24 protein-coding genes and 1 riboswitch are annotated in these 23251 nt (G+C 68.2%); of the genes, 11 read left to right on the forward strand and 13 right to left on the reverse strand.

The window, feature by feature from the left end; genetic code table 11:
• Positions 1-28 precede the first annotated feature (28 nt).
• Complete coding sequence (gatA, locus tag QX204_RS23495) at positions 29-1516, reverse strand: Asp-tRNA(Asn)/Glu-tRNA(Gln) amidotransferase subunit GatA (protein WP_301902356.1); 1488 nt, start codon at positions 1514-1516, stop codon at positions 29-31.
• A complete protein-coding gene (gene gatC, locus QX204_RS23500; protein WP_301902357.1) occupies positions 1513-1809 on the reverse strand; it encodes an Asp-tRNA(Asn)/Glu-tRNA(Gln) amidotransferase subunit GatC in 297 nt (98 codons plus the stop codon). The genes gatA and gatC overlap by 4 nt, the downstream gene beginning before the upstream one ends.
• A gap of 234 nt (positions 1810-2043) precedes the next feature.
• On the opposite strand from gatC, the gene QX204_RS23505 reads away from it, so the two are divergent.
• Positions 2044-2694: an ACT domain-containing protein gene (locus tag QX204_RS23505; RefSeq protein WP_056812152.1), complete on the forward strand. Its 651-nt coding sequence runs from the start codon at positions 2044-2046 to the stop codon at positions 2692-2694.
• 4 nt (positions 2695-2698) lie between these two features.
• Here the strand turns inward: QX204_RS23505 and QX204_RS23510 are convergent, their stop codons facing one another.
• The 3 genes from QX204_RS23510 to QX204_RS23520 all read right to left on the reverse strand — a co-directional run bounded on the left by QX204_RS23510 (position 2699) and on the right by QX204_RS23520 (position 4829).
• Positions 2699-3214, reverse strand: coding sequence for a GNAT family N-acetyltransferase (locus QX204_RS23510; RefSeq protein ID WP_301902358.1), 516 nt, complete (start codon positions 3212-3214; stop codon positions 2699-2701).
• Between the two features lie 70 nt (positions 3215-3284).
• Positions 3285-3629, reverse strand: a complete 345-nt coding sequence (locus tag QX204_RS23515; RefSeq protein ID WP_301902360.1) for a hypothetical protein — start codon at positions 3627-3629, stop codon at positions 3285-3287.
• 21 nt (positions 3630-3650) lie between these two features.
• Positions 3651-4829, reverse strand: a complete 1179-nt coding sequence (locus tag QX204_RS23520) for an AAA family ATPase (protein WP_301902362.1) — start codon at positions 4827-4829, stop codon at positions 3651-3653.
• A gap of 190 nt (positions 4830-5019) precedes the next feature.
• On the opposite strand from QX204_RS23520, the gene QX204_RS23525 reads away from it, so the two are divergent.
• Positions 5020-5373, forward strand: a complete 354-nt coding sequence (locus tag QX204_RS23525) for a hypothetical protein (protein ID WP_301902363.1) — start codon at positions 5020-5022, stop codon at positions 5371-5373.
• A gap of 23 nt (positions 5374-5396) precedes the next feature.
• On the opposite strand, the gene ligA is transcribed toward QX204_RS23525, so the two are convergent.
• The 5 genes from ligA to QX204_RS23550 form a co-directional block, all read right to left on the reverse strand.
• Positions 5397-7502: an NAD-dependent DNA ligase LigA gene (gene ligA, locus QX204_RS23530; RefSeq protein ID WP_301908087.1), complete on the reverse strand. Its 2106-nt coding sequence runs from the start codon at positions 7500-7502 to the stop codon at positions 5397-5399.
• A 107-nt stretch (positions 7503-7609) separates the two neighbouring features.
• Positions 7610-8662: a methionine synthase gene (locus QX204_RS23535; protein ID WP_301908088.1), complete on the reverse strand. Its 1053-nt coding sequence runs from the start codon at positions 8660-8662 to the stop codon at positions 7610-7612.
• Positions 8663-8804: 142 nt separating this feature from the next.
• Positions 8805-9923 carry a tRNA 2-thiouridine(34) synthase MnmA gene (gene mnmA, locus QX204_RS23540; RefSeq protein WP_301902364.1) on the reverse strand — a complete coding sequence of 373 codons (1119 nt, stop codon included), beginning with the start codon at positions 9921-9923 and terminating at the stop codon, positions 8805-8807.
• A complete protein-coding gene (locus tag QX204_RS23545) occupies positions 9923-11143 on the reverse strand; it encodes a cysteine desulfurase family protein (protein WP_301902366.1) in 1221 nt (406 codons plus the stop codon). The genes mnmA and QX204_RS23545 overlap by 1 nt, the downstream gene beginning before the upstream one ends.
• Before the next feature lie 540 nt (positions 11144-11683).
• Positions 11684-12658: a helix-turn-helix transcriptional regulator gene (locus tag QX204_RS23550; RefSeq protein ID WP_301902368.1), complete on the reverse strand. Its 975-nt coding sequence runs from the start codon at positions 12656-12658 to the stop codon at positions 11684-11686.
• An 81-nt stretch (positions 12659-12739) separates the two neighbouring features.
• On the opposite strand from QX204_RS23550, the gene QX204_RS23555 reads away from it, so the two are divergent.
• The 4 genes from QX204_RS23555 (at position 12740) to QX204_RS23570 (ending at position 16062) form a co-directional block, all read left to right on the forward strand.
• Complete coding sequence (locus QX204_RS23555; protein WP_301902370.1) at positions 12740-13324, forward strand: VOC family protein; 585 nt, start codon at positions 12740-12742, stop codon at positions 13322-13324.
• Between the two features lie 150 nt (positions 13325-13474).
• On the forward strand, positions 13475-14470 hold the full coding sequence (locus QX204_RS23560) for an ATP-binding cassette domain-containing protein (protein ID WP_301902372.1): 996 nt from the start codon (positions 13475-13477) through the stop codon (positions 14468-14470).
• Positions 14467-15231, forward strand: coding sequence for an ABC transporter permease (locus QX204_RS23565; protein ID WP_301902374.1), 765 nt, complete (start codon positions 14467-14469; stop codon positions 15229-15231). The genes QX204_RS23560 and QX204_RS23565 overlap by 4 nt, the downstream gene beginning before the upstream one ends.
• Before the next feature lie 15 nt (positions 15232-15246).
• Complete coding sequence (locus QX204_RS23570) at positions 15247-16062, forward strand: NAD(P)H-binding protein (protein WP_301902375.1); 816 nt, start codon at positions 15247-15249, stop codon at positions 16060-16062.
• 289 nt (positions 16063-16351) lie between these two features.
• On the opposite strand, the gene QX204_RS23575 is transcribed toward QX204_RS23570, so the two are convergent.
• Positions 16352-17239, reverse strand: a complete 888-nt coding sequence (locus QX204_RS23575) for an exodeoxyribonuclease III (RefSeq protein ID WP_301902376.1) — start codon at positions 17237-17239, stop codon at positions 16352-16354.
• 376 nt (positions 17240-17615) lie between these two features.
• Positions 17616-18230, reverse strand: a complete 615-nt coding sequence (locus QX204_RS23580) for a TetR/AcrR family transcriptional regulator (protein ID WP_301902377.1) — start codon at positions 18228-18230, stop codon at positions 17616-17618.
• 104 nt (positions 18231-18334) lie between these two features.
• Here QX204_RS23580 and QX204_RS23585 point away from each other — a divergent pair, with 104 nt between their 5' ends.
• From QX204_RS23585 to QX204_RS23605, 5 genes are all read left to right on the forward strand, one after another.
• Positions 18335-18466, forward strand: a complete 132-nt coding sequence (locus QX204_RS23585; RefSeq protein WP_301902378.1) for a hypothetical protein — start codon at positions 18335-18337, stop codon at positions 18464-18466.
• Positions 18463-20394 carry a linalool dehydratase/isomerase domain-containing protein gene (locus QX204_RS23590; RefSeq protein WP_301902379.1) on the forward strand — a complete coding sequence of 644 codons (1932 nt, stop codon included), beginning with the start codon at positions 18463-18465 and terminating at the stop codon, positions 20392-20394. The genes QX204_RS23585 and QX204_RS23590 overlap by 4 nt, the downstream gene beginning before the upstream one ends.
• Positions 20391-21275: an oxygenase MpaB family protein gene (locus QX204_RS23595; RefSeq protein ID WP_301902381.1), complete on the forward strand. Its 885-nt coding sequence runs from the start codon at positions 20391-20393 to the stop codon at positions 21273-21275. Before QX204_RS23590 ends, QX204_RS23595 begins: the two co-directional genes overlap by 4 nt.
• Before the next feature lie 68 nt (positions 21276-21343).
• Positions 21344-21408: riboswitch (guanidine-III (ykkC-III) riboswitch) on the forward strand.
• 10 nt (positions 21409-21418) lie between these two features.
• Positions 21419-21733 carry a DMT family transporter gene (locus tag QX204_RS23600; RefSeq protein WP_301902383.1) on the forward strand — a complete coding sequence of 105 codons (315 nt, stop codon included), beginning with the start codon at positions 21419-21421 and terminating at the stop codon, positions 21731-21733.
• A gap of 115 nt (positions 21734-21848) precedes the next feature.
• Entirely contained in the window at positions 21849-22643 is a 795-nt protein-coding gene (locus QX204_RS23605) for an alpha/beta fold hydrolase (RefSeq protein ID WP_301902385.1), read from the forward strand.
• A gap of 76 nt (positions 22644-22719) precedes the next feature.
• On the opposite strand, the gene QX204_RS23610 is transcribed toward QX204_RS23605, so the two are convergent.
• Entirely contained in the window at positions 22720-23154 is a 435-nt protein-coding gene (locus QX204_RS23610; protein ID WP_301902387.1) for an ester cyclase, read from the reverse strand.
• Positions 23155-23251: the final 97 nt, after the last annotated feature.

Below are 23251 nucleotides of genomic sequence, written 5' to 3' on the forward strand. Positions count from 1 at the left end.
CGGCGCGCCCCGCTCGTACGACCTTCTCTCAGACGCCGCTCGGGATCGGCAGCGCGCCGCGCGCCACCTCGTAGGCCGCGCCCACCCGGTACAGGCGGTCATCGGCCAGTGCGGGCGCCATGATCTGCAGACCCACCGGCAGGTTGTCGTCGGCCGACAGACCCGACGGCACCGACATGCCGGGGTGGCCCGCCAGGTTGGTCGGCAGGGTGCACAGGTCCGACAGGTACATGGCCAGCGGGTCGTCGACCTTCTCGCCCAGCTTCCACGGAGTGAACGGGCTGGTCGGCGAGACGAGCACGTCGACCTGCTCGTAGGCGGCGTCGAAGTCGCGCGCGATCATCGTGCGGACCTTGAGGGCCTGGCCGTAGTAGGCGTCGTAGTAGCCCGCCGACAGCGCGTAGGTGCCGATCATGATGCGGCGCTTGACCTCCGGGCCGAAACCGGCCTCACGAGTCAGCGACATCACCTGGTCGGCGCTGTGGCTGCCGTCGTCACCGACGCGCAGGCCGTAGCGCATGGCATCGAAGCGCGCCAGGTTCGACGACACCTCCGAGGGCATCACCAGGTAGTACGAGGACAACGCGTACTCGAAGCTCGGGCACGACACCTCGATCACCTCGGCGCCCAGTTCCTTCAGCACCGCGACCGCGGCATCGAAGGAGGCGAGCACGCCGGATTGGTAACTGTCGGAGTGCAATTCGCGCACCACGCCGACACGCACGCCGGTCAGGTCACCGTTGGCGCCCTGTTTGGCGGCCTCGACGACCGGCGCCACCGCGACGTTGCGCGAAGTGGAGTCGCGCGGGTCGTACCCGGCGATCACCTCGTGCAGCAGCGCGGTGTCGAGCACGGTGCGACCACACGGGCCGCCCTGATCCAGCGACGACGCGCAGGCGACGAGGCCGTACCGGGAGACGGTGCCGTAGGTGGGCTTCACGCCGACCGTCGCGGTGACCGCGGCGGGCTGACGAATCGAGCCACCGGTATCGGTGCCGATGGCCAGCGGCGCCTGGAACGAGGCCAGTGCCGCCGCCGAACCGCCGCCGGAACCGCCAGGGATGCGGGTGGTGTCCCAGGGGTTGCGGGTGGGGCCGTAGGCGGAGTTCTCGGTGGAGGAGCCCATCGCGAACTCGTCCATGTTGGTCTTGCCGAGAATCGGGATGCCCGCGGCGCGCAGCCGGGCGGTGACCGTCGCGTCGTACGGCGACATCCAGCCCTCGAGGATCTTCGAGGCGCAGGTTGTCGGCATGTCGGTGGTGGTGAAAACGTCCTTGAGCGCCAACGGAACTCCGGCCAGCGACGAGGCCGGAGAATCGCCCGCGGCGAGCGCGGCGTCGACCACGGCGGCCGTGGCCAGCGCCTGGTCACCCGCGACGTGCAGGAAGGCGTTGAGCTCACCGTCGACCTTGCCGATGCGATCCAGGTGCGCCTGGGTGACCTCGGTGGAGGACACCTCGCCGCCGTGGATCTTGCTCGCCAGCTCCGCAGCCGACAGCTGGGTCAACTCCGTCATTCGCCCTCTCCCAGGATCTGCGGGACCAGGAAACGCTGTTCTTCCACCGCGGGCGCCTGGTCCAGCGCCTGCTCGGGAGTGAGGCCGGGGACGACCACATCGGGCCTGGTCACATTGGTCGTCGGGTTCGGCGACGCGGTGGCGGGGACATCGGCGGCGACCTCGGTGATGGTCTGCACGTGGCTGAGGATCGAGTCCAGCTGACCGGCGAACTGGTCGAGTTCGGCGTCGGTCAACGCCAGCCGGGACAGCCGGGCGAGGTGAGCGACCTCGTCGCGGGAGATTGCGGGCACCGCGGGACCCCTTTCGGCTTCGGTGGGCAGTATTCGGTACAGCCTAATTGGCGGGTCCTGAAGGTTTTTACGCGCCCGTCCCCGCACGTCGGACGCACCCGCTCACACGAAAGTTCGCGCATGTCGCGCCGATGGGGTCATACTTCGGGTCGAGAACCCGCGTTCAGGGGTGTAAGTATTGCTCCACCGGGTATTCGTCTTCAACAACCCCGGCCGTTATGGAAAGGAACGCACGTGTCATACCTGCTCCGCGTGCAACTTCCGGATCGACCGGGAAGCCTCGGCTCCCTCGCACTCGCCCTCGGCGGGGTCGGCGCGGACATCCTCTCGCTCGACGTCGTGGAACGCGGCGCCGGCTTCGCGATCGACGATCTCGTCGTCGAAGTCCCCACCGGCGCACTGCCCGACACCCTCATCACCGCCGCGGAATCGGTGCGCGATGTGAGCGTCGACTCCATTCGCCCGTACTCCGGCGTCCTCGACACCCACCGCGAACTCGAACTGATCGACCAGGTCGCCAGCGCCCGTGACGACCGTCTCCAGGTTCTCGTCGACGGCTGCCCCCGCGTGCTGCGCGTCGGTTGGTCCACGATCATCGGTCTGGGCCCCGCGGGCGCCTACCGCATCGTCGGCAGCCCGAGTGCCCCTGAGACACAAGCGGGTTCGGCACCCTGGATGCCCATCGAGAAGCCGATGTGGCTCGACGGCGAGGCCGACTGGGTGCCGGAGATCTGGCGCGACATGGACACCAAACTCGCCGCCGCCCCGCTGGGCAACACCGGCAGGTCGCTGCTGCTGGGCCGCCCCGGCGGACCCGACTTCCGCCCGTCGGAAGTGGCGCGGCTCGGCTACCTCGCCGGCATCGTCGCCACCGTGCTGAACTGATCGCTCAGCGCAGCGCGAGCCGCATCACGAACAACTGCAGTCCGTCGTGGGTGGCCCAATCACGTTCGGGGACACCCACGAAACCGAGCCGCTCGTAGATCCGGTGGGCGTCGACCATCGAGAACATGGTGGTGAGCGCGACCGCTTCGAAGCCGCCTGCTCTCGCCTCGTCGATGACGGCGCGAACCAGCGCGGTGCCGACGCCGAGTCCGCGCGCCTGCTTCGACACCGCGAGCATGCGGAACTCGAGTTCGCCGGGCTGGGCGATCTCGGCGTACCGCGTGCCGGGCTTCGCGACGGTGAGCGAGCCGACGACCAGGCCGTCGTGCACGGCGACGAGCACCTCGGACTCGGTCGCCCGGCGCGCGACGTCGGCGAGTTCGCGCACGTAGTCGTCGCGCTCGGTGACGTAGCCGTCACCGACGTACACATCGACGGTCAGCGCGGCGACCGCGTCGTACTCGTCGGGGTGCGCGGGGCGGATCAGGAGTCCGGTGGTCTGGTCGTCGGTACCGTGCATCCCGAAATGATCCCACCTGGACGTTTGTGAGCTCCCACTCACCCGCACCGGGAGAGGCTGATGAGGTCGCTCAGGAGCCGAGGTAGGGGCGGAGACCGGGGTGCTCGGCGTGCCAGTCGTCGGGGTTGTGGGGCGGGTAGGCGATGGCCAGGTGGTCGCCGGGAGCGGGCCAGTGGGCGGCGTCCCAGGCGAAGCGGCGGTAGACGACCTTGCCGGTGATCGACGGGCCCGTGACGGTGCCGGTGATCGTCACGTAGTGCTCGCCGGTCATCGCGGGCAGCGGGCTGACACCGGTCACATACAGCGACCCGTGTTCGAGGTTCGCCCTTCCCCGGCCGGTCCGTCCGGCGACGACGGCGCCGATCGTCACCAGCAGCATCGTCACCAGCGCTGCCGCCATCACCACTTCGAGCATGCGCCCATGCTAGGCCCCCGGCTACAGCGGCGTGAGCTCGCTGACCCCCTGCTCGCGACGCACCTGCCACACGGCGGTGCGGGTGCGCTGGGAGCGTCCGTTGCCGCGGTCGATCAGCGCGCGATCGGCGGTGGTGTAGATCAGTTGTGCGCCACGGGCATTGGTCTCCGGGTTCTGGAACAGCTGGACGAGCCGGTCGGTCTCCTCGACCGGCAGGCCGACGCCCAGATCATCGACCGCGAGCACCTGCCCGGCGTCGAGGGCCTCCAGCATCGCGGGCAGCACGCGCAGCAGCGAGCGCGTGGCGGTGGATTCGTCGGCCAGTTCGAACGCGACGTCGATGCCCTCGTGCACCAGGCTCAGCCCCGCGCCGCGACGATCGACCATCCGTCGGTACAGCGCGTCGCGCGCCGCCCGAAGGGTGCTCAGTTCGCGGTCGACCAGAATCTGCTCGGGGTGGTCGAGATGACCTGCCAGCGCGCCGATTTCGGCATCCAGATCGCGCAGGTAGTCCGCGTACATCGGATCGTGTTCGGCGACGAGCAGATCCTCGATCCCGAGATCGGCCGTGCGCAGCAGCATCAACAGCCGCGCCGCGTTGTCGGGCGAACGGGAGATGTGGCTGCCCAGGTCGTGCGCGAGCGCGTCGGTGTCGACATCACCCTGCTGCACAGCCAGATTCGCCGCGAACCACCGATACGCGGGCACCAACGCCTCGGCATACATCTGCCCCGCCAGGCTCAACAGCAGGGCGTTGGGCCGCAGCAACGGCACCAGCGCCGCCACACCGTAGCGAGCCGCCTCGAACATCGGCCCGATCTTCACCTCGTCGCCGATGCGTTCGAACACGATCCGCTTGCGCGACCGAGGATGGGTATACAGCCACTCCGCGACCACATCGGCGTTGTCGAGCCGGAACCCATAGGTATAAGGCACACCTTCGGCGATGAACCCCGCGACGAATTCTGTTGGGCGATCGGCGAACCCGAGATGCGGTCGACGGACCGGGCCCGCATACGGGTCCCACCCGCTCACCGAGTTCAGCACCGCGTCCCGCATCTGCCCGAGCGCGTCGATCAAGCTCGTCTTCCCCGCGGCGGCCACCCCGTGCACCGCAGTCACCGGCACCGCCAACGGGCCGCCCGCGCCTTTGGTCAGCCGCAATTGCTGAGCCTGGGCCAGCGATCCGTGGTTCGTCACCTGAAAACTGCGCAGCAAGGGTCCGCCTCTCCGAGATTCCTGGAAAGACTAGGCGACGCGGGGTCTCGCCGACGCGGCCGAGTCACGATGTCGCCGACGCGGGCCACCATGTCTCCGTATCGCTCGACGCGCCACGAAGTCGCCCGGTCCCGTAGGCTGACCAAAATTCGCGGAGAGGCAGGACAGTGTGATGGCCGTTCGAGTTGTGGTTCGCGGAGTTGTCGTTGCGGCGATGACGGCGGGAGCGCTGGTTCCGGCCGCGCTGGTGAGTGCGCCGAGTGCGATGGCCGATCCGTGCCCGACCGGAACCGCACGGGTGTTCCTGGGTAACTCGACCAACTCCTGTCAGGGCGCGGGGTCGGTGTCCTACACCGACGCCCCGGTGTCGAAGGTGTGCTCGATGACCAGCACCGACGTGACGGTCGAGATCCAGACCAACATCAAGAAGCGACCCCTGCGCACCCAGGAGCTCAGCAACGGGCAGTGCGCGTCGTTCGACATGAAGACCCAGATCGGCAACACCGTCACCGTCACGCCGAACTGAGCCCTTCACGGCAGCGCGACCGGCTAGTCCTCGACGCCCGAATCCTCGACCGGGTCGATCCTGACCGCGTCGGGACCGCCGTCGAGCAGCAGGCGAAAGCCGTCTTCGTCCAGGATTCGGACGCCGAGTTCTTCCGCCTTGGCCGCTTTCGAACCGGGCGCCTCGCCGATCACGACGAACACGGTCTTCTTCGAGACCGAGCCTGCGGCCTTGCCACCGCGGACGAGGATCGCTTCCTTCGCGCCGTCGCGGGTGAAGGTCTGTAGGGAGCCGGTGACGACGATCGACAGGCCGTCGAGGTTGCGTTCGATGGAGTGATCGCGCTCGTCCTCCATCCGCACCCCGGCCGCTCGCCACTTGTCCACGATCGCGCGATGCCAATCGACGGTGAACCATTCCAGCACCGCCGCGGCGATGGTGGGGCCGACGCCGTCGGTGGCCGAGAGTTCTTCTCCTGTCGCGGATTCGATGCGCTCGAGGCCGGCGAACTCGGCGGCCAACGCGCGGGCCGCGGTCGGACCGACGTGGCGAATGGACAGCGCGACCAGCACCCGCCACAGCGGCGTGTCCTTGGCGGCGTTCAGGTTGTCGAGCAGGCGGGCGCCGTTGGCCGAGAGGGTGCCGTCCTGTTTGGTGAACAGCGGCACGCCCAGCAGAGCCTGCGCGTCGAGGTCGAACAGGTCGCCCTCGTCGGTGATCGCGCCCGAGGTGAGCAGGGCGTTGGCGGCTTCGTAGCCGAGGGCTTCGATGTCGAAGGCGCCGCGACCGGCCAGGTGGAAGACGCGTTCACGCAGCTGGGCGGGACAGTGCCGCTGATTGGGGCAGCGGATGTCGGCGTCGCCCTCCTTCGCCGGGGCGAGTTCGGTGGCGCACTCGGGGCAGTGCGTCGGCATGACGAATTCGCGTTCGGCGCCGGTCCGCGCGTCGACGACGGGTCCGAGGACCTCGGGAATCACATCACCGGCCTTGCGGATGGTGACGGTGTCGCCGATCAGTACGCCTTTGCGCTTCACCTCGGAGGCGTTGTGCAGGGTGGCCATCGAGACGGTCGAACCGGCGATCGAGACCGGCGCCATCACCGCGAACGGGGTGACCCGACCGGTGCGGCCGACGTTCACCGCGATGTCGAGCAAGGTGGTGGTGGCCTCTTCCGGCGGGTACTTGTAGGCGATGGCCCAGCGCGGGGCGCGTGAGGTGGAGCCGAGGCGGCGTTGCAGGGCCGTCTCGTCGACCTTGATCACCTGACCGTCGATCTCGTGCTCGATGTCGTGGCGATGTTCGCCCCAGTAGGCGACCCGCTCGACCACGGCGTCGATGCCCTCGACCAGGCGGGTGTGCGCCGACACCGGCAGGCCCCACGCGGCGAGCGCCCGGTACGCCTCGTGCTGGGAAGACGGTCGGTAACCCTCGATGCGGCCGAAACCGTGGCAGATCATCCGCAGCCTGCGCTGGGCGGTGATCGCGGGGTTCTTCTGACGTAGCGAACCGGCGGCGGTATTGCGCGGATTCGCGTACGGCGGTTTGCCCTCCGCGACGATCTGGGCGTTCAACGTCTCGAAATCCTCGAGCCGGAAATACACCTCGCCGCGCACTTCGAGCAGCTGCGGGATCGGGAATTCCTCGGTCGGCGTGAGCTCGGCGGGGATGTCTTCGATGGTGCGCGCGTTGAGGGTGACGTCCTCCCCCGTGCGCCCGTCGCCGCGAGTCGCGCCGCGCACCAGCTTGCCGTTCTCGTACACGAGGTTCAACGCGACGCCATCGATCTTGACTTCACACAGATAGTGCAGCTCGGACCCGGTTTCGGCTTCCACTCTGCTCGCCCAGGCGCGCAGCTCGTCGTAGTCGAAAACATTGTCCAGCGACAGCATCCGCTCGAGGTGGTCGACCGCGGTGAACTCGGTCGCGAAGCCGCCGCCGACCAACTGGGTGGGCGAATCGGGAGTCCGCAGGTCCGGCTGCGCGTCCTCGAGCGCCTGCAACTCGCGCAGCAGGGCGTCGAACTCACCGTCGGTGATGATCGGCGCGTCCCGCAGGTAGTAGCGGAACTGATGCCCCCGCACCTCGTCGGCCAACCGCTGCCACTGCACCCGCTGCTCGGGCGTAGCCGCTTCGGCACTCGCGGAAACCACGTTGTCGCTGTCACTCACCTACTGAAGGTTAGTCGAGCCCACCGACACATCCGCGCACGTCGCAGCCGTGCGGGAACGAATTTTCGCTCAGCGCGGCCGGGACTGCGTCACCGATGATTCCGACCCGACCGCGACGGTTCCGGGCGCTCGACGGTGAGCGACTCCGGGTCTTCGGCGAACGCGCGGGCAACGTCGGCGGCCAGGGCGAGGGCCTTGCGCGACCAGGCGAGCGGGGCGCCCGCCAGACCGCAGGTGGGGGTGACGAGAACCTGGGTGAGAGCCGAACGTGGGAAGCCCAGGTCGTCCACGAGTCGGACCGCGGGTTCGGCGACAGTGCGCCAGGTGAGCGGGCTCGTCGGCGGTTGGGTGGGGACGAGGCCGAGGGCCAGCTTCTTACCGGAGTCCACGGCCTCGCCGATGTCGTCGAAATCGGCGGTGGTGATGGTGGCCGCGTCGAAGGACAGGGCGGTGGCCGCGGTGCGGCGCAGGGTGGGCAGGGCGGGGCGGGAGGCACAGGTGTGCAGGATGACCGGGCCCGGCAGGGCGTTGATCACGACGTCGAGGAAGTGGATCGCCTCGGGGCCGGGCAGTGCGCGGACCGTATTGAGGACGCTCGGGCCGGTCAGCGATCCATCGAGCACCGTCGTCAGCTGCGGTTCATCCAGTTGCACAACCACTTTCGCTCCGAGTCGTTTACCGATCTCGGCAGCGTGCAGGGCCAAACCCTCGGCCAGCGAGTCCACGAGGTCGCGCAGCGCACCGCGATCGGTGAGGATGCGATGACCACCGGGCAGTTCGACTTCAGCGGCGAGGGTGAGGGGTCCGACCGACTGGATCTTGATCGCACGACCGGAGCCGACGAGACCCGCTGTCTCCCAGGCTTCCTCGATCGCGTCGAGATCCACCCGCACGAAGTCACGGGCCTTGCGAGAGATCGAACCCGGCCGGTCGGCGAGCCGGTAGCCGCGGGTGGTCGCGTCGAAACGCAGGTCGACCAGGAGCGCGGAGGCGCGTCCGATCATGTCGGCGCCGATCCCGCGTTCGGGAAGTTCGACGAGGTGGGGCAGTTCCGGCAGTTCACCGATGATGGTGGTCGCCGCTTCGAGTGGATCGGTGCCCGGCCAGGAACCGATGCCGGTGGCGAACGCCCCGGCGAGCAGGTCGACCGGCTCCGCCGCTGCCGGGTCGTCGGACTGCTCGCTGCCACGCCACAACGTCACGCGCTCAACACCTTTCGTGTCGTATGGGTCGGTGGTCATCCTGCCGTGTGCGCCGAACAGCGGCGCACACGCCACGACGCGATCAGGCCGAGGCCGCCGACGAATCGGACGCGATGCCCACGGTGCGGTCGGTGCCGTTGATGGTGCCGCTGCCGATCACGGTGTCGCCGCCGTCGACATCGGGCAGGTACAGCACGATGGCCTGGCCCTTCGCGACGCCGGTGAGCGGCTCACCCAGCCTGGCGACGAAGCCGTCACCCTCGGGCTCGACCACAGCGGGTGCGGTCCCACCGTGCGCGCGAACCTGCACGACGCATTCGACCGACGAGGTCGGGCGCACGCCGGAGGTCCAGATCGCGCGGTCGGCGGTGATGACGTCGACCTGCAGATCCTCGACCGAACCGACCTTGACGGTGCCCGAATCGGGGTCGATCCCGGTGACATAGCGGGGCTTGCCGTCGGCGGCGGTGTGGCTCAGGCCCAGGCCCTTGCGCTGGCCGACGGTGAATCCGTGCACACCCTCGTGCTTGCCCAGCACCGTGCCGTCGGAATCGACCAGGGCGCCCGGCCGGATGCCGATCTTGGCGCCGAGGAACGCGCGGGTATCGCCGGAGGGGATGAAGCAGATGTCGTGGCTGTCGGGCTTGTTGGCCACTGCCAGCCCGCGCTCGGCGGCTTCCTCGCGGATGCGCGGCTTCGGGGTGTCACCGACCGGGAACATCGCCCGCGCGAGCTGCTCGGCGGTGAGCACCGCCAGCACGTAGGACTGATCCTTGTCGGCGTCGACGGCGCGACGCAGCACGCCCTCGTCGAGCCGGGCGTAGTGGCCGGTGACCACCGCATCGAAGCCGAGGGCCTGCGCGCGGTCGGCCAGCGCGGAGAACTTGATCTTCTCGTTGCAGCGCAGGCACGGGTTCGGGGTCTCCCCCGCGGCGTAGGCGGCGACGAAATCGTCGATCACGTCTTCCTTGAAGCGATCGGCGAAATCCCAGACGTAGAACGGGATTCCGAGCACATCGGCGGCGCGACGCGCGTCACCGGCGTCCTCCTTGGAGCAACAACCGCGCGATCCGGTACGCAACGTGCCCGGGTTCGCCGACAGTGCCAGGTGCACCCCGACCACCTCGTGGCCCGCGTCCACGGCCCGCGCCGCGGCCACCGCCGAATCGACACCACCACTCATCGCGGCGAGAACTCTCATCAGGCACCTCCTCTAGCGCCGGCCAGGCCCGCGGCCCTGGCTCGATCGATGACCTGCGGCAGCACGGTCAACAGTGTTTCGACATCGGCCTCGGTCGACGTGTGACCGAGGGTGAAGCGCAGCGAACTGCGCGCCTGCCACGGTTGCACACCCATCGCGATCAGCACGTGACTGGGCGAGGCGACCCCCGCGTTGCAGGCCGAACCGGTCGAGCACTCGATACCGGCGGCGTCGAGCAGCATCAGCAGCGAGTCACCCTCGCAACCGGGAAACGTGAAGTGGGCGTTGCCGGGCAGCCGTTCGGCCGGACCGTTGAGCACGGCGTCGGACACCGCCCCCTGGACACCGGTGATCAACTGGTCGCGCAGCACCCGCAACCGCTCGGTGCGCGTGGGCAGCGCGCCGACGGCATCACGCAGCGCGGCGGCCATCCCGATCGCCGCGGCCACATCGGAAGTGCCCGAGCGCAGGTCGCGTTCGTGTCCGCCGCCGTGGACCAGCGGCACACACGGCACACTGCGGCCGAGCAACAACACACCGATTCCGTGCGGGCCGCCGACCTTGTGCCCGGCCACGCTGAGCGCGGCCAGCCCGCTGGCGGCGAAGTCGACCGGGATCTGGGTCACCGCCTGAATCGCGTCGCTGTGCATCGGGATATCGAATTCCTGTGCGACAGCGGCCAATTCGGTGATCGGCTCGATGGCGCCGACCTCGTTGTTGGCCCACATCACACTGACCAGCGCCACCTCGTCGGCATGCGCGGTGAGCACCTCGCGCAGCACCTGCGGCGAGACGACGCCCTCGGCGTCGACCGGCAGCCAGCTCACCTGCGCGCCTTCGTGCTTCTCCAGCCACTCGACGGCATCGAGCACCGCATGATGCTCGACCTCGCTGGTGACGATCCTGGTGCGCCGCGGATCAGCCGCCCGACGCCCCCAGAAGATCCCCTTCACGGCCAGGTTGTCGCTCTCGGTGCCCCCGGAAGTGAAGATCACTTCGGACGGTCGAGCACCCAGATCAGCAGCGATGGACTCGCGCGCCTCTTCCAACGACCGCCGCGCCGCCCGCCCCGATCCGTGCAGCGACGACGCGTTCCCGACCGCCCCGAGGGCAGCCGTCATCGCCTCGACGGCGGCGGGCAACATCGGAGTGGTCGCCGCGTGATCGAGGTAGACCGTCTTGGGCACCCCGCTGACCGGACCCGAATAAGCCGACTTCATGACCGACAAAGCCTATACCACCGCTGACCTGGTCATCTTCGGGGTCCACCCTCGCTTTCTACGATTTTTCTACGATTCACCCACGATCCACAACACGAGTGGGGGTGAAATATTCCCCGATTCCGACCGCCCGGTGGTCTACGACCAGGCCAGAGCAGGCACGGAGTCACCTCGCCGGAACGGCCCGTCTCGCACCTCGGTCTGACTCCTCCGAACCGTCCCATCCGGGACGATTTGCTGCTTTCACGCTCAGGCAACAACGGTTGGGCTCCTATCGATTCACGATCCCCGAACCTATCCGGACGGCTGACTCCCTCGCCGCGCTGCGCGATGGTCAGGCTGGATCTGACCTGGGTGCCCACCGGACCGACCAAATCCCGCTACCGCGGCTGCCAGGCCCTGATTCTCCACGTCAGTCCACCCCAACGGCACCGTAGAAAATCGACTGTCTACCGAACTTCGCTCGAGTGGGGCAGACCAAGCTCGTCGGGTGTCTTGTCAGTTCGGATCCCCCGGAAGCTGGGTTGTGCACGGGCGGGCTCAGTGACTGGGCGCGGGTGCGGGTGTGGCGGTGAGGAGCCTGGATGTCCAATCCTTCATGAGATCGATGGCTTCGGGTGGTCCGTGCACAATGAAAGGCGCGCCGATCGAGACAAGGCAGAAGGTTGCCCAGTCCAGGGATTCGGCGGCGATGTGGACCTCGCACGACCCGGGGTCGATGACGGTGACGATGCCGTAGTGGACGATTTCGGCTCTGACGCGTTCGGCGGAAGCCTGGATCGTGGCGTGCACCCGGTACCTCGACGGCATCGACCCGATCCGGTCGCGGACATACTCCACCGCATCGCCGCCGGGCAGGCGGCGCGGTGCGAATCGTGCGCCGGTGCGGAGTGGTTGCGCGATCCGGTCGATTCGGAACGTGCGCCAGTCGGTGCGATCGAGATCCCAGGCCACCAGGTACAGGCGGCTTTCGACATTGACGATCCGATGCGGTTGGGTGGTGCGCTGCGAAGTGGCCGCGTCGCTGCCGCGGTAGGAGAACGAGACGGTATCGGCGTCCCGGCACGCGAGCGCGAGAGTGGTCAACGCGGTGACATCATCGATCCCGGCTCGGCGGTATCCCTCACCGGCGGGGGTCTCGACGGTCCGCAGACTGTCGATCCGGCGACGGATACGAGCGGGAAGGACCTGGACGATCTTGGCCATAGCGCTCATCGCGGCTTCTGCGGACGCGGGATGGACGCCGGTGGCGATCTCCTTCAGCCCCAGCACCGTCGCGGCGGCCTCCTCCTCGCCCAGGACCAGCGGCGGCAGACAGGCACCCGCACTGAGCTGGTAGCCGCCGCCAGTTCCGCGCGTCGTGACGATCGGATAGCCGATCTCCTGGAGACCGAGCACATCACGCCGGACGGTCCGCTCACTGACATCGAGTCGGCGCGCGAGATCGGCGCCGGACCAGTGGCGACGGCTTTGCAGCAGACCGAGAAGCGCGAGGGTGCGAGTGCTGGTGGACACACCCTGAGAATAGGCACCCTTGTGGCCAGAAACTGTCCGCAACTGCGGCCAGTCTGAGGGCACCAACCGAAAGGAGACAGTATGTCCACCACTCCCGCAGTTCCTCCGGCGCCCGCCGGATCCGCGACGGTCGACCCCTTCATCTGGACCGATGACGCGGCAGGTCTGCTCGACTTCCTGGTCGAGGTGTTCGGGGCGATCGAGGTCCCCGAGGCTCGGACCGCCGATACCGACGGCTTGGTTCTGCATTCCGAACTGCGGATAGGCGATTCGACGCTGACGATCGCCGACCGTAAACCGGACTGGCCGTATATGCCGTCCTTTGTCCGCGTCTACGTCGACGATCCGGCCGCCACACTGAAACGCGCCACCGCGCGTGGTGCGCGGATCGTCACCGAGCCGACGGATTTCTGGGGCGATGTGCTCTCCCGCTTCGCCGACCCGTTCGGCCACCTGTGGTGGGTGTACAAGCACAACCCGGGTGACGCGTCCTGGGATGAAGGAGCGGCGGACGGAACCGGCGAAGGCGACTGGGGGCAGGCCGATTCCGCGGCGGCCGACGCGGGCGAGCAGTCCTGGGAGTCGTTCGCGACGCCGGAGTTGACCGCCGTTCATTCCACGCTCATGGCAGCGATGGCGTCGCTGCAGGATCCGCGCACCCGCTGACCCGTCGGCTATGCCCTGCGGCCTCGTCTGCGCCGTAGGGCATTCGGCGTTTCCGGGGCAAGGAATTCCGGGCCGCCGCTGTCGGCTTGTGGCCGTATGTCGTCCGCAACGGAGGTTTTGATCGTCCTGTACCCCATCGAGAGGCAGGACGTGATCAGTACCCGGAATTTGACCAGGACCTTCTACGGTCCCGGTGAGTCAGAAGTTCGCGCAGTCGACGGCATCGATCTGACCGTCGCGCGGGAGGAAGTCTTGGCGATCCTCGGCCCCAACGGGGCCGGCAAGACGACCTTGATGCGCATGCTCACGACGCTGCTGCCGCCGACCGGCGGATCAGCGGAGGTCGGTGGTCATGATGTACAGCGCGCACCAGGCCAGGTGCGGCGGGTGATCGGATACGTCGGTCAGGGCAACAGCGCGGGACATACGCAGCGGGCGATGGATGAGGTGGTGACTCAGGCCCGGATCCACGGACTGGACCGGGAATCGGCGCGGATCCGGGCGGGTGAGCTGTTCACCGCCCTGGGTCTGGACGGGCTCGGAAATCGGAAGTCCCAGGCCATGTCCGGCGGCCAGCGCCGGCGCCTGGATCTGGCGATGGGGTTGGTTCACCGGCCCGCGCTGTTGTTCCTCGACGAGCCGACGACCGGTCTGGACCCGCACAACCGGGCCAATCTGTGGGACCACATCGCCCGACTCCGTGCGGAATCGGGCATGACGATCGTGGTCACCACCCATTACCTCGACGAGGCCGACCAGATCGCCGACCGCGTGGTGATCGTGGATCACGGGCGCATCATCGCCGACGGTTCACCCGAGGCGCTGAAGAGCGAGCACGCGGGCGACAAGGTCACGTTGGAGGCGGGCGACCGGGCCCGGGCCGGTGAGCTGGCCGCGCTGGCGCGCCGGACCGAGTGCGTGAACCGGGTGACCCACACCGGCACGACCGTCGTCGCCCACGCAGCGAACGGCCCGAAAGCCGTACCGGCACTGGTCACCGCGGCCCACGCGCGCGGCATCGAGGTCGTTTCCGCCGCTACCCGGGTGCCCACGCTCGACGATGTCTTCCTCGAGCTCACCGGACGCAGTCTGCGCGACACCGGCACGGCCGAGCGCGACAACCACGATCCGGAGGAGACCCGATGACCACCACGCAACCGCGCCGAAATATCGTCGCCGACACCCTGCTCGTCACCGTCCGAGAGCTGCGCCCCGTACTCGGCGATCCGTTCTCGGTCGTCTTCGGCCTGGTCCAACCCCTGTTCTTCCTCTTGCTGTTCGGCCCACTACTGACGCGCGACGGGGAGTCGCCCTGGGCCTGGTTCGTTCCCGGAATCCTGGTCATGACCTCGTTGTTCGGTACCGCAGGCACGGGCTCCAATCTCCAGTTCGACCTCCAGAACGGCACACACGAGCGCCTGCTGGTCACGCCACTGTCCCGGTCGGCCCTCTTCCTGGGCCGCGCGGTCAAAGAATTCCTCCCCCTGATCGCGCAGGCGAGCCTGATCATCCTGGTGACCATCCCCTTGGGACTGCGGCCGGATCCACTCGGCACGGCGCAGGGCCTACTGCTGCTGGGTGTCCTCGGCCTGGGCATCGGCTCGCTCAGTTACGCACTGGCCATCGTCGTCCGGGAACAGGACTGGGTCTTCTGGACCGTGCACCAGACATTGTTGTTTCCCACGATGATCCTGTCCGGCATGCTGCTGCCCCTCGAACAAGCCCCGGGATGGATGCGGGCGCTCTCGGTGGTGAACCCACTGACTCACGTCGTGAACGCCGAACGCGATCTGTTCGCCGGCCACCTCACCTCGGCCGACGTCGGCTGGGGCTGGCTGGCCGCGATCCTCACCGCGGCCATCGGTATCGCCGTTGGCCTGCGCGCACTGCGCAAGAGCACCAGCTGACCAGGAAGGACCACCATGGAAATCCTCGTGTGCGGCGCCACCGGGCATATCGGCCGCCACCTCGTCGACCAGCTACTCGCCGACGGCCACCGAGTCCGGGCACTGACCCGCACCCCGCATTCCGCTGACCTGCCACCGGCCGCGCGGCGCGTGCAAGGAGACCTGACCGACGTCTCGACCCTGCACGACGCGTTCATTGGTGTCGACGCCGTCCACCTCATCACCTTCGGCGGAGACGACGGCGCGGACCTCACCACCGGCCCCGAGATCGTCGACCTCGCCCGGCGATCCGGAATCGGGCGCGCCACCGTCCTTGGCGGCTGGGCCCGGACAAGCGTCGAACACGCGCTGCCGGGCAGCGGAATCGCCTGGACCCGCCTCGAACCCGTCGAGATCATGCTCAACACCCTCGACTGGCTCGACGAAATCCGCGAACACCGCACCGTCTCCGCTTTCGCCCGATGGCCCAGTGCCATGGTCCACGAAGCCGATATCGCCGCGGTCGCACTGACCGCCCTGACCCGAGACGGCCACGGCGGCAAAACCTACCGCCTCACCGGCCCCGAAGCCCTCACCCCGGCACAACGCACCCGGATCCTCGCCGAGGCGACAGGAGTTCCACTCATCCACCGCCAACTCAGCGAAGCCCAGGAACGGGACCGCCTGGCCGGTCACGGGTTCGGCGACGAATACGTCGAATTCGGTCTCCGCTTGGCAACCCACCCACCCGACGCCGCGGACAAGGTCCTCGACACCGTAGCGACGGTGACCGGCCGACCGACCCGCAATTTCGCACAATGGGCCACCGAGCACGCTCGCTTGTTCACCTAGCCAGGACAATCCGGGACCGGCGCCGCCTGGTGGGCACTGCTGGTCCCGGCCAGTTCATCCGGACCGCGTGCGTATTTCGCCATGGGCCCTGCCCCAACCCGTTTGAAAGTTTGCACGGCGCGGCTCGAGGCACCGGTGGTGCGGAAGAAGTGTGGAGCGAAGGGGACTCGAACCCCTGACCCCCACGCAGCGGTTGGTGCTGGAGCTCAGATCGAGTAGCCATCGACTATGACCAGGCATTTTTCCAGTCGCCCATGTTTTTGTGTCCTGCCGAGGGCACCAGAACTTCTCAGTCAGGCATTGCCGAGTAGGTCACCACAAGTGGGGCGTGATCGGAGAGCCGCTCAGCGGGTGATGGTTCCTTGTCGACGACGACAGACGTGGCGAGGCGGGCGAGACCGGGTGTCGCGAGTTGGTGGTCCACTCGCCAACCCACATCCTTGGCGAACGATTGCCCCGCCCAACTCCACCAGGTGAGTGGACCCGGGCGATCGCCGTGCACCTGTCGCACCACGTCGACGAGCCGACGCGTGCCCAGAATCGAACTGAACCACTCGCGGTCGGCGGGCAGGAAGCCGTCCATCGTGCGGGCGGCACGCCAGTTGGTCACATCGTGGCGGGTGTGTGCGATGTTCAGATCCCCGGTGAGGACGAACTCGCGTCCCGCACTCAGCGCAGCGAGCCGGTTCCGGTGCACTTCGCGGGCGAACGCCGCGAGGAACCTCTGCTTGCGTTCGTACTTGACCCCACCGTCGGGCTGTTCGCGCATCGATCCCGGGCGCTGGAGATGCGCGGGCAAACCCCCCTTGGGGAGATACAGAGAGGCCACCGTCACCGGGCGGTCGGCCAGGTCGACCTCGATATAACGTCCCTGTGCGGTGAACTCACCGAGTCCGCGGGCCCTGGGTGGGTGGGTCACCCACGTCCGCACGGCAGCGGCGGGAACCTTGGTCAGTACGGCCACACCGTTGCGACCGGCCACGGAACCGACGTCTACTGCCGCCGAATAGGCCGGGAAGGTTCCCACATCGGCTGCGGAACAACGCAACTCCTGCAACGCGACCACATCGACCGACCGGGCCCGCAACCACTGGTCGAATCCACGACGACGTGACGCGCGGATTCCGTTGACGTTGAATGTGGCGACAGTGAAAGAGTCAGCGACCGACGAACCCATGGCAACACTGTGCCGGAGACCCCTGTCACCCGGCCGGGCAGCTCCGGTACACGACCTGAAACCAGGATGTCGCAGGTTCGAATCCTGCCGAGGAATCGAACCCGCGACTCCCCAGCGGGCCGGACACCATATCCAGGACCCTAGCTTCGCACCCATGCGCGCCCGCGGGATTGGCACTGGCCTTGGTGGGCAGGGAGCAGCCGCGCCGACACCTCAACCGCAGCATGTCAACGATTTTTCGACGATTTGCCCACGATCCACAACACGAGTGGCGGTGCCGAATATCCCACGAGCCGTCCCCCAACAGGTCTATAACCACGCCGGAGCAGGCATAGAGCACACGACAGCGATGCTGGGCCTTGTCGCTCAGGCGCGGTCAGGCTTCCTGGCGCATCCGCTCCGCGGCGTCGACCCCGATGCCGACGAGCAGCGAGACCAGTTCCTCGCGCCCGACCCCGGAATCCCCGCGAAGCCACAGCGCCACAACATGATTGGTGCCCGCGACGAGCAGGTGTCCGAGCAGGCGGGCGGTGGGACGTGGCGGGCCGGTGTCGACCAGTCGGACGAGCAGTTGTTCGGTCAGCACGCCGACCGCGGTCTCGCGCACGACCATGCCCGCCGGACTGCCGGTCGACTCCAGGTAGAACCGGGCCACCCGGGGGTCGTCCAGCACCTCGAGCGCGCTGCGGGCGGCCAACTCCAGTAGCCGCTCGGCGGGGTCGTCGGGTTGCAGCCCGGACTCCTCGATAGCCCGGCCGACCTGCTCGAAGATCTGCTGGAGCGCGCCCGCGACCAGCTCGTCGAGGGAGGCGAAGTTCTCGTAGAAGTAGCGCTTACCGACCCCGGCGGCAGCGCACACCGACGCCAGCGTCAACGCGCCGTACCCGTCGGCGCCGACGACGTCCAACACCGCATCCAGCAACCGCGCGCGCCGCTGTAGGCGCCGCGTCTCGCTGGGCATGCCGCCGTAGGGGCGGGCAGCGGAGGTCATGAAGAGATCTTGACACGCCGCCCCACACCCTGTCACCTTATTAGGAACCAGAACGATCCGGTTCCTTATATGGCACGGGAGCTGTTAACCAGAGGAGACTCGGCATGGTTTGTTGTGTGGCCGCACTCGCGGTGATGGCCGCGTTCGGCCGACTTCTGCGCGCGCTGCGAGGAGCCGACCGGCACGCCTCGGGCACGGTCTTCGCCCCGCCCGCTCGCTACGCGGTGACCCGATGACCGCGGCCAGTGGCGTCGAACCGCTGCGTACCGACACCGTGCCGCTCACCCCGCTCGACGACCGCGCGCCACTGCTACCGCCTGTCACGCGGCGGACCATGCTGCGCGCGGGAGGTGGCCTCGGCGTCGTCTGGCTGCTCGGCGCGGCGCTGGCACTCACCGGCGACGACCGGCTCCGCCCGCTGGGCGCGGGTTTGATGCTGCCGGGCGGCCGCCACTTCGCGAGCGGCCATCCGCTCCACGCGCTCGGTGCGGTACTGGCTCTCGTCGTGGCCGTGCTGATCTGGTGGATGATCGGCGCGGTGGTCGCACCCGTCGCCGTCTGGGTGCTCGACCTCGCGCTCGGTGCGACGATGGGCGGCCACCACTCCACCGACACCGGACTGCTCGCCGTCGCCGTCGCCGGGCCTGCGACGGTCGCACTCTGCCTCGCCGCGCACGCGGTGCGGCACACCCGGCGGAGGCGGCGGGCCGGGTTCCTCAACGCGGGCGTACTGGCCCGACCGGCGACCATCACCCGGGTACCTTCGCGCGTCGAGCCGCCGGTGCGTGAGGCGAGCCCCGACGACCTCGAACGGCTCCGGTTCGCACTCGACCTCGCCCTGCAGCCGCTGGCGTCCTTCGACGGGTTCGACCGGCGCGACCAGTTCCGTGAGGCAGCGCTGCGGTATCAGCTCTGTCTGCTCGGTTACGCGCTGGCCGCCTACCGCAACACCTGTGCCCCAGCCTTCGGTGGCTATCTCACCGAGGCGCACGCCCGCTCGATCGAGAAGATGGGTGATCGGCGGGTGTGGGGGTATTGGGCGCTGGAGAACGCGTGGGGTCGGTTGTCCCTGCGCCGCGACCCGGTCGACAACGGCGACAACGTCATGCTCACCGGGTGGCAGGGAGTCTCGGCCGGCCTCTTCGAGACCTTCGACGACGCGCGATTCTCCGCGCCGGGCGCACTCACCTACCGCTGGTCGGACGACGAGGCGTACAGCTACGACCTGCCCGCGCTGGCCTCCTCTATCGCCACCAACATGGAACGCTCGCCGTTCACACTGTTCTCCTGTGAACCGCGGTGGATTTACCCCGTCTGCAACACCTTCGCGGTCAACACCCTGCTCATGGACCGCCGTCTGCACGGCGGCACCGCCTACGACCGGCTGCACGAGCGCATCCGCACCGCCTACCTCGCGGAGTTCCATCGCCCCGACGGTCGCGTCGTCGGCGTCCGCTCCGAAAACCTCGGCCTCTCGTGGAGTCCGTGGGCCGGCGACGCCGTGTGGCTGCCCACGACCTACTGGCTGCACCCCGCGTACCCCGACCTCGCGCACCGCTCCTGGCGACTGGTGCGCGAGACCGTCCTGCACGAGCGCGACGGCCGAATCCTCCTGCCTCCCACCCTGGCCAACCGCTGCGACTCCGGCTCCTATGCCTTCGGCGGTACGGCGTTCGGGCAGATCCTGCTGGCGATGGCTGCCTGTGAGATCGGTGACGAGCAGATCGCCGCGCGCGTCCTGGCCGACCTGGCCGACACCGAGACCACCCACCGCGCGGGCGGGGCAGCACGCTACGCCGACGTCTCCACCCAGGGAAATCTCTACGAACTGATGGCGCGGTTCGGACGCGCGTCGGGGTTGCGCGACCTCATCGGACACGGTCTGCCGGACGCCTGGCGCACCGGCCCCCGGCTCGCCGACGCCGACTACCCCGATGTCCTGGTGGCCAGGGCACTCACCGATGGCGTTGCGCTGCACTGTGTCCTGCGACCGGGCGCGGGTCCGGTGCGCACCACCGTCGTCGTCGACCGACTGGTACCCGGACGCTCGTACCACGTGGCGGGAGCGCTCGAGCGTGAGATCGTGGCCGACCGAGCGGGATGTACGACGCTCACCCTCGACCTCGGCGGACGCCTCCAGCTCGACGTGGAGCCACGGCTGTGACGCGCGCGAACCCCCGTGTCCGCGGGGCGCAGGTGCGACGCCGCATCGCAGCACTCGACCCCGTGCGAGACGCCGACGAGATCACCCGCCTCTCGCTGGCGATCCTGCACGGTCACAATCCGCTGGTGTACGCGCTGTTCACCGTCGCCTTCCTCAAGCAGGTGGCAGTGCCGACGATGGCGCGCACTCTCTATCGCCACGGCACGGGCGACATCGTCCGAGAAACGTTGCGCCGCAACGACGACACAATCGTATTCTTCGGCCAGCTGATCGAACACGGACCCGGCTCCGCCGTCGGCAGCGCCTGGATCGAGCGGCTCAACGAGATCCACGCGCACTTCCCACTGCGCGACCAGGACTCCGTCTATACCCTCGCCACGCTGGCTCTCGACCCGCACGCGCTCACCTCCGCCTTCGGTGTCCGGCTCTTCTCCGAGGCGGAGCGGGAGGCGCACTGGCGGTTCTGGCGGGCAGTGGCGGTACGCCAGCACCTCGTCGACGTCCCCGAGGAGCGCGCCGAACTCGCCGGCTGGGCGGCCGAATACGAGCATCGCGAGTACGCGGCCTCCGAGGGCGGACGCGCGATCGCCCGCGCGTTGATCGACGCTTTCGGTCAGCGCTGTCTGCCCCGTCCCGTGCGGTCCGCCGCGCCCCGGGTGATTGCCGCGTTCTGCCCCGAACAGCTTCGTCGCGTGCACGATCTGCCCGAACCCGGCCTCGCGATCCGTTGGCTGGTGGCCGCCGGGCTGCACGCCTACACCGCGAGTGTCGGTTTCCGACGGGTCGACCCGCACCGGTCTCTGGCCGTCGACTTCGGCGACCGGCGGTACGGACCGCGCACACCCGACGAGGTCGGCTACCGACGCGGCGGCAGCACGTGATCGACCCGGGCGCTGGTGACTTCACCCACCACCCGCTTGCCAAGAGATTGCCGGTGTGACAGCTTGGCAATGAGCCCGAACTGGGCTCCCGGACGAGGGTAGCCGTACCCGGAACGCGACAAGACGGCCACAGGAGGCTCGTCATGTCATGGATTCTGCTCGTCATCTCCGGTGTGCTGGAAGCAGTCTGGGCCACCGCGCTGGGGCGCACCGAAGGGTTCACCCGAATCGTCCCGACCGTGGTGTTCGGTGTCGCGCTGGCAGCCAGCATGGGCGGGCTGGCGCTGGCCATGCGCGATCTCCCCCTCGGCACCGCGTACGCGGTCTGGGTGGGGATCGGCGCGGTCCTGACCGTCACCTATGCCATGGTCACCGGTGTGGAGGCATTCTCGGTAGTGAAGGCCGTGTTCCTGGTAATGATCGTTGCCGGTGTCGTCGGGCTCAAAATGGCGCACTGACGCGGACAGCGCAGCTGTGCGACGATCGCTTGTCGGTATCGAACGCTGCCCACCCCTGATCGGTTTGCGAGACAACGGAAGTGCGAATCCGCGAGGGTTACGTCGAGGAGATGACGTGCCGGAAGTACATCGGATCACCGGAACATCGGGCGTCGAACTATGGGCCGACGTCACCGGGCAAGGTTCACCGCATGTCCTCGTACCCGGAGCGGGGGGAGATCATTCGACCTGGGGCCCGCTGTGGCCACAGCTCACGACGACACACCGCTGCGTGCGGTATGACCTACGCGGCTGTGGCGCGTCAGAGGACCGCACTTCCGCACGGTTTCGCCATGCCGACGACTTGGCTGCGCTGCTCGACGGACTCGGCATCCAGCGGACCGCGCTGACCGGTGCCTCCATGGGTGGCAGGATCGCTGTCGACTTCGCACTCGCCTATCCGGATCGGGTCGATCGCCTGGTGCTGATCAGTCCGGGACTTGCCGACTGGGACTGGTCGGACAGCTGGCGGGCGCACTGGCTCGAGTTGGCCAGGACGGCCCGAAGCGGTGACCTCGAACGCACCAGGTACCTGTGGTTCCACCACCCGTTGTTCGCCACTGCCCGCCGCGACCCGGCGATGGCCGCCCGATTGCGAGCCGCCATCGCCGCGGATGCCTGCCGCGTCTGGGTGGACGCCGATCGCGAGATACCACCGGCGCGACCCCATATCGAGTGCTTGCCGGATCTGGCCATGCCGGTGCTACTGATCACCGGCGCCGACGATGTGGAGGACTTTCGCGTCATCGCCGAGGTCGTCGCGGCGATGGTTCCCGACGTTCGCCGCGTAGACCTACCCGATACCGGGCATCTGGCACACCTCGAGCGTCCGGCACAGACAGCAGCAGAAATCAGAGCGTTCCTCACCTAGGGAACACCTCAGTCCAGCGCGCCGGGCTGTGGAGACGGTGCCGGACTATCCCCGACTGCGGCAGGCCCTGTCCGAGTCAGGTTGTCGCGGAGTGTGCCGACGGGACGACGCCGAGTTGCTGCATCATCCCGAGGGTGTCCCAGGATGCCCAACTCTCGACGATCTTGCCGTCCCGGAACCGATTGATCGTAATTCCTTGAACGACTGCCGATTTGCCGGTGGCGGGCATCCCCATCATCTCGCCGTCATTGGTTCCCGTACCCGTCCAGCGGGTGGTGACGAAGTCGCCTTCCGCAATCTGTTCGTTGACGAGAAAGCGTTGATTCGAGAAGCCGGCGAGATACATCTGCACGAGTTTTCTGAGGCCCTCGGGGCCATGGACCTCGGCGAACGGATTCTGCGGGTCGTGGTTGATGGCGTCGGCGGACATCACCTCGTCGAAGATATCGAGGTCTCGCGTGTTCCACGCGTCGAAAATGCGCTTGGCTGTAGCTTTGTTCTGCTCTGACATGGCGTTTCCCAACTAGTAGTGACGCCGAACCGGCGGAGGGGGCTCGCGATCACTCCAGGCAGCCTTCGCCGCGCCCGGCATTCAGAATGGTGTGACG

The sequence above is a fragment of the Nocardia sp. PE-7 genome, from assembly GCF_030486425.1.
GTDB classification, from domain to species: Bacteria; Actinomycetota; Actinomycetes; order Mycobacteriales; family Mycobacteriaceae; genus Nocardia; species Nocardia salmonicida_A.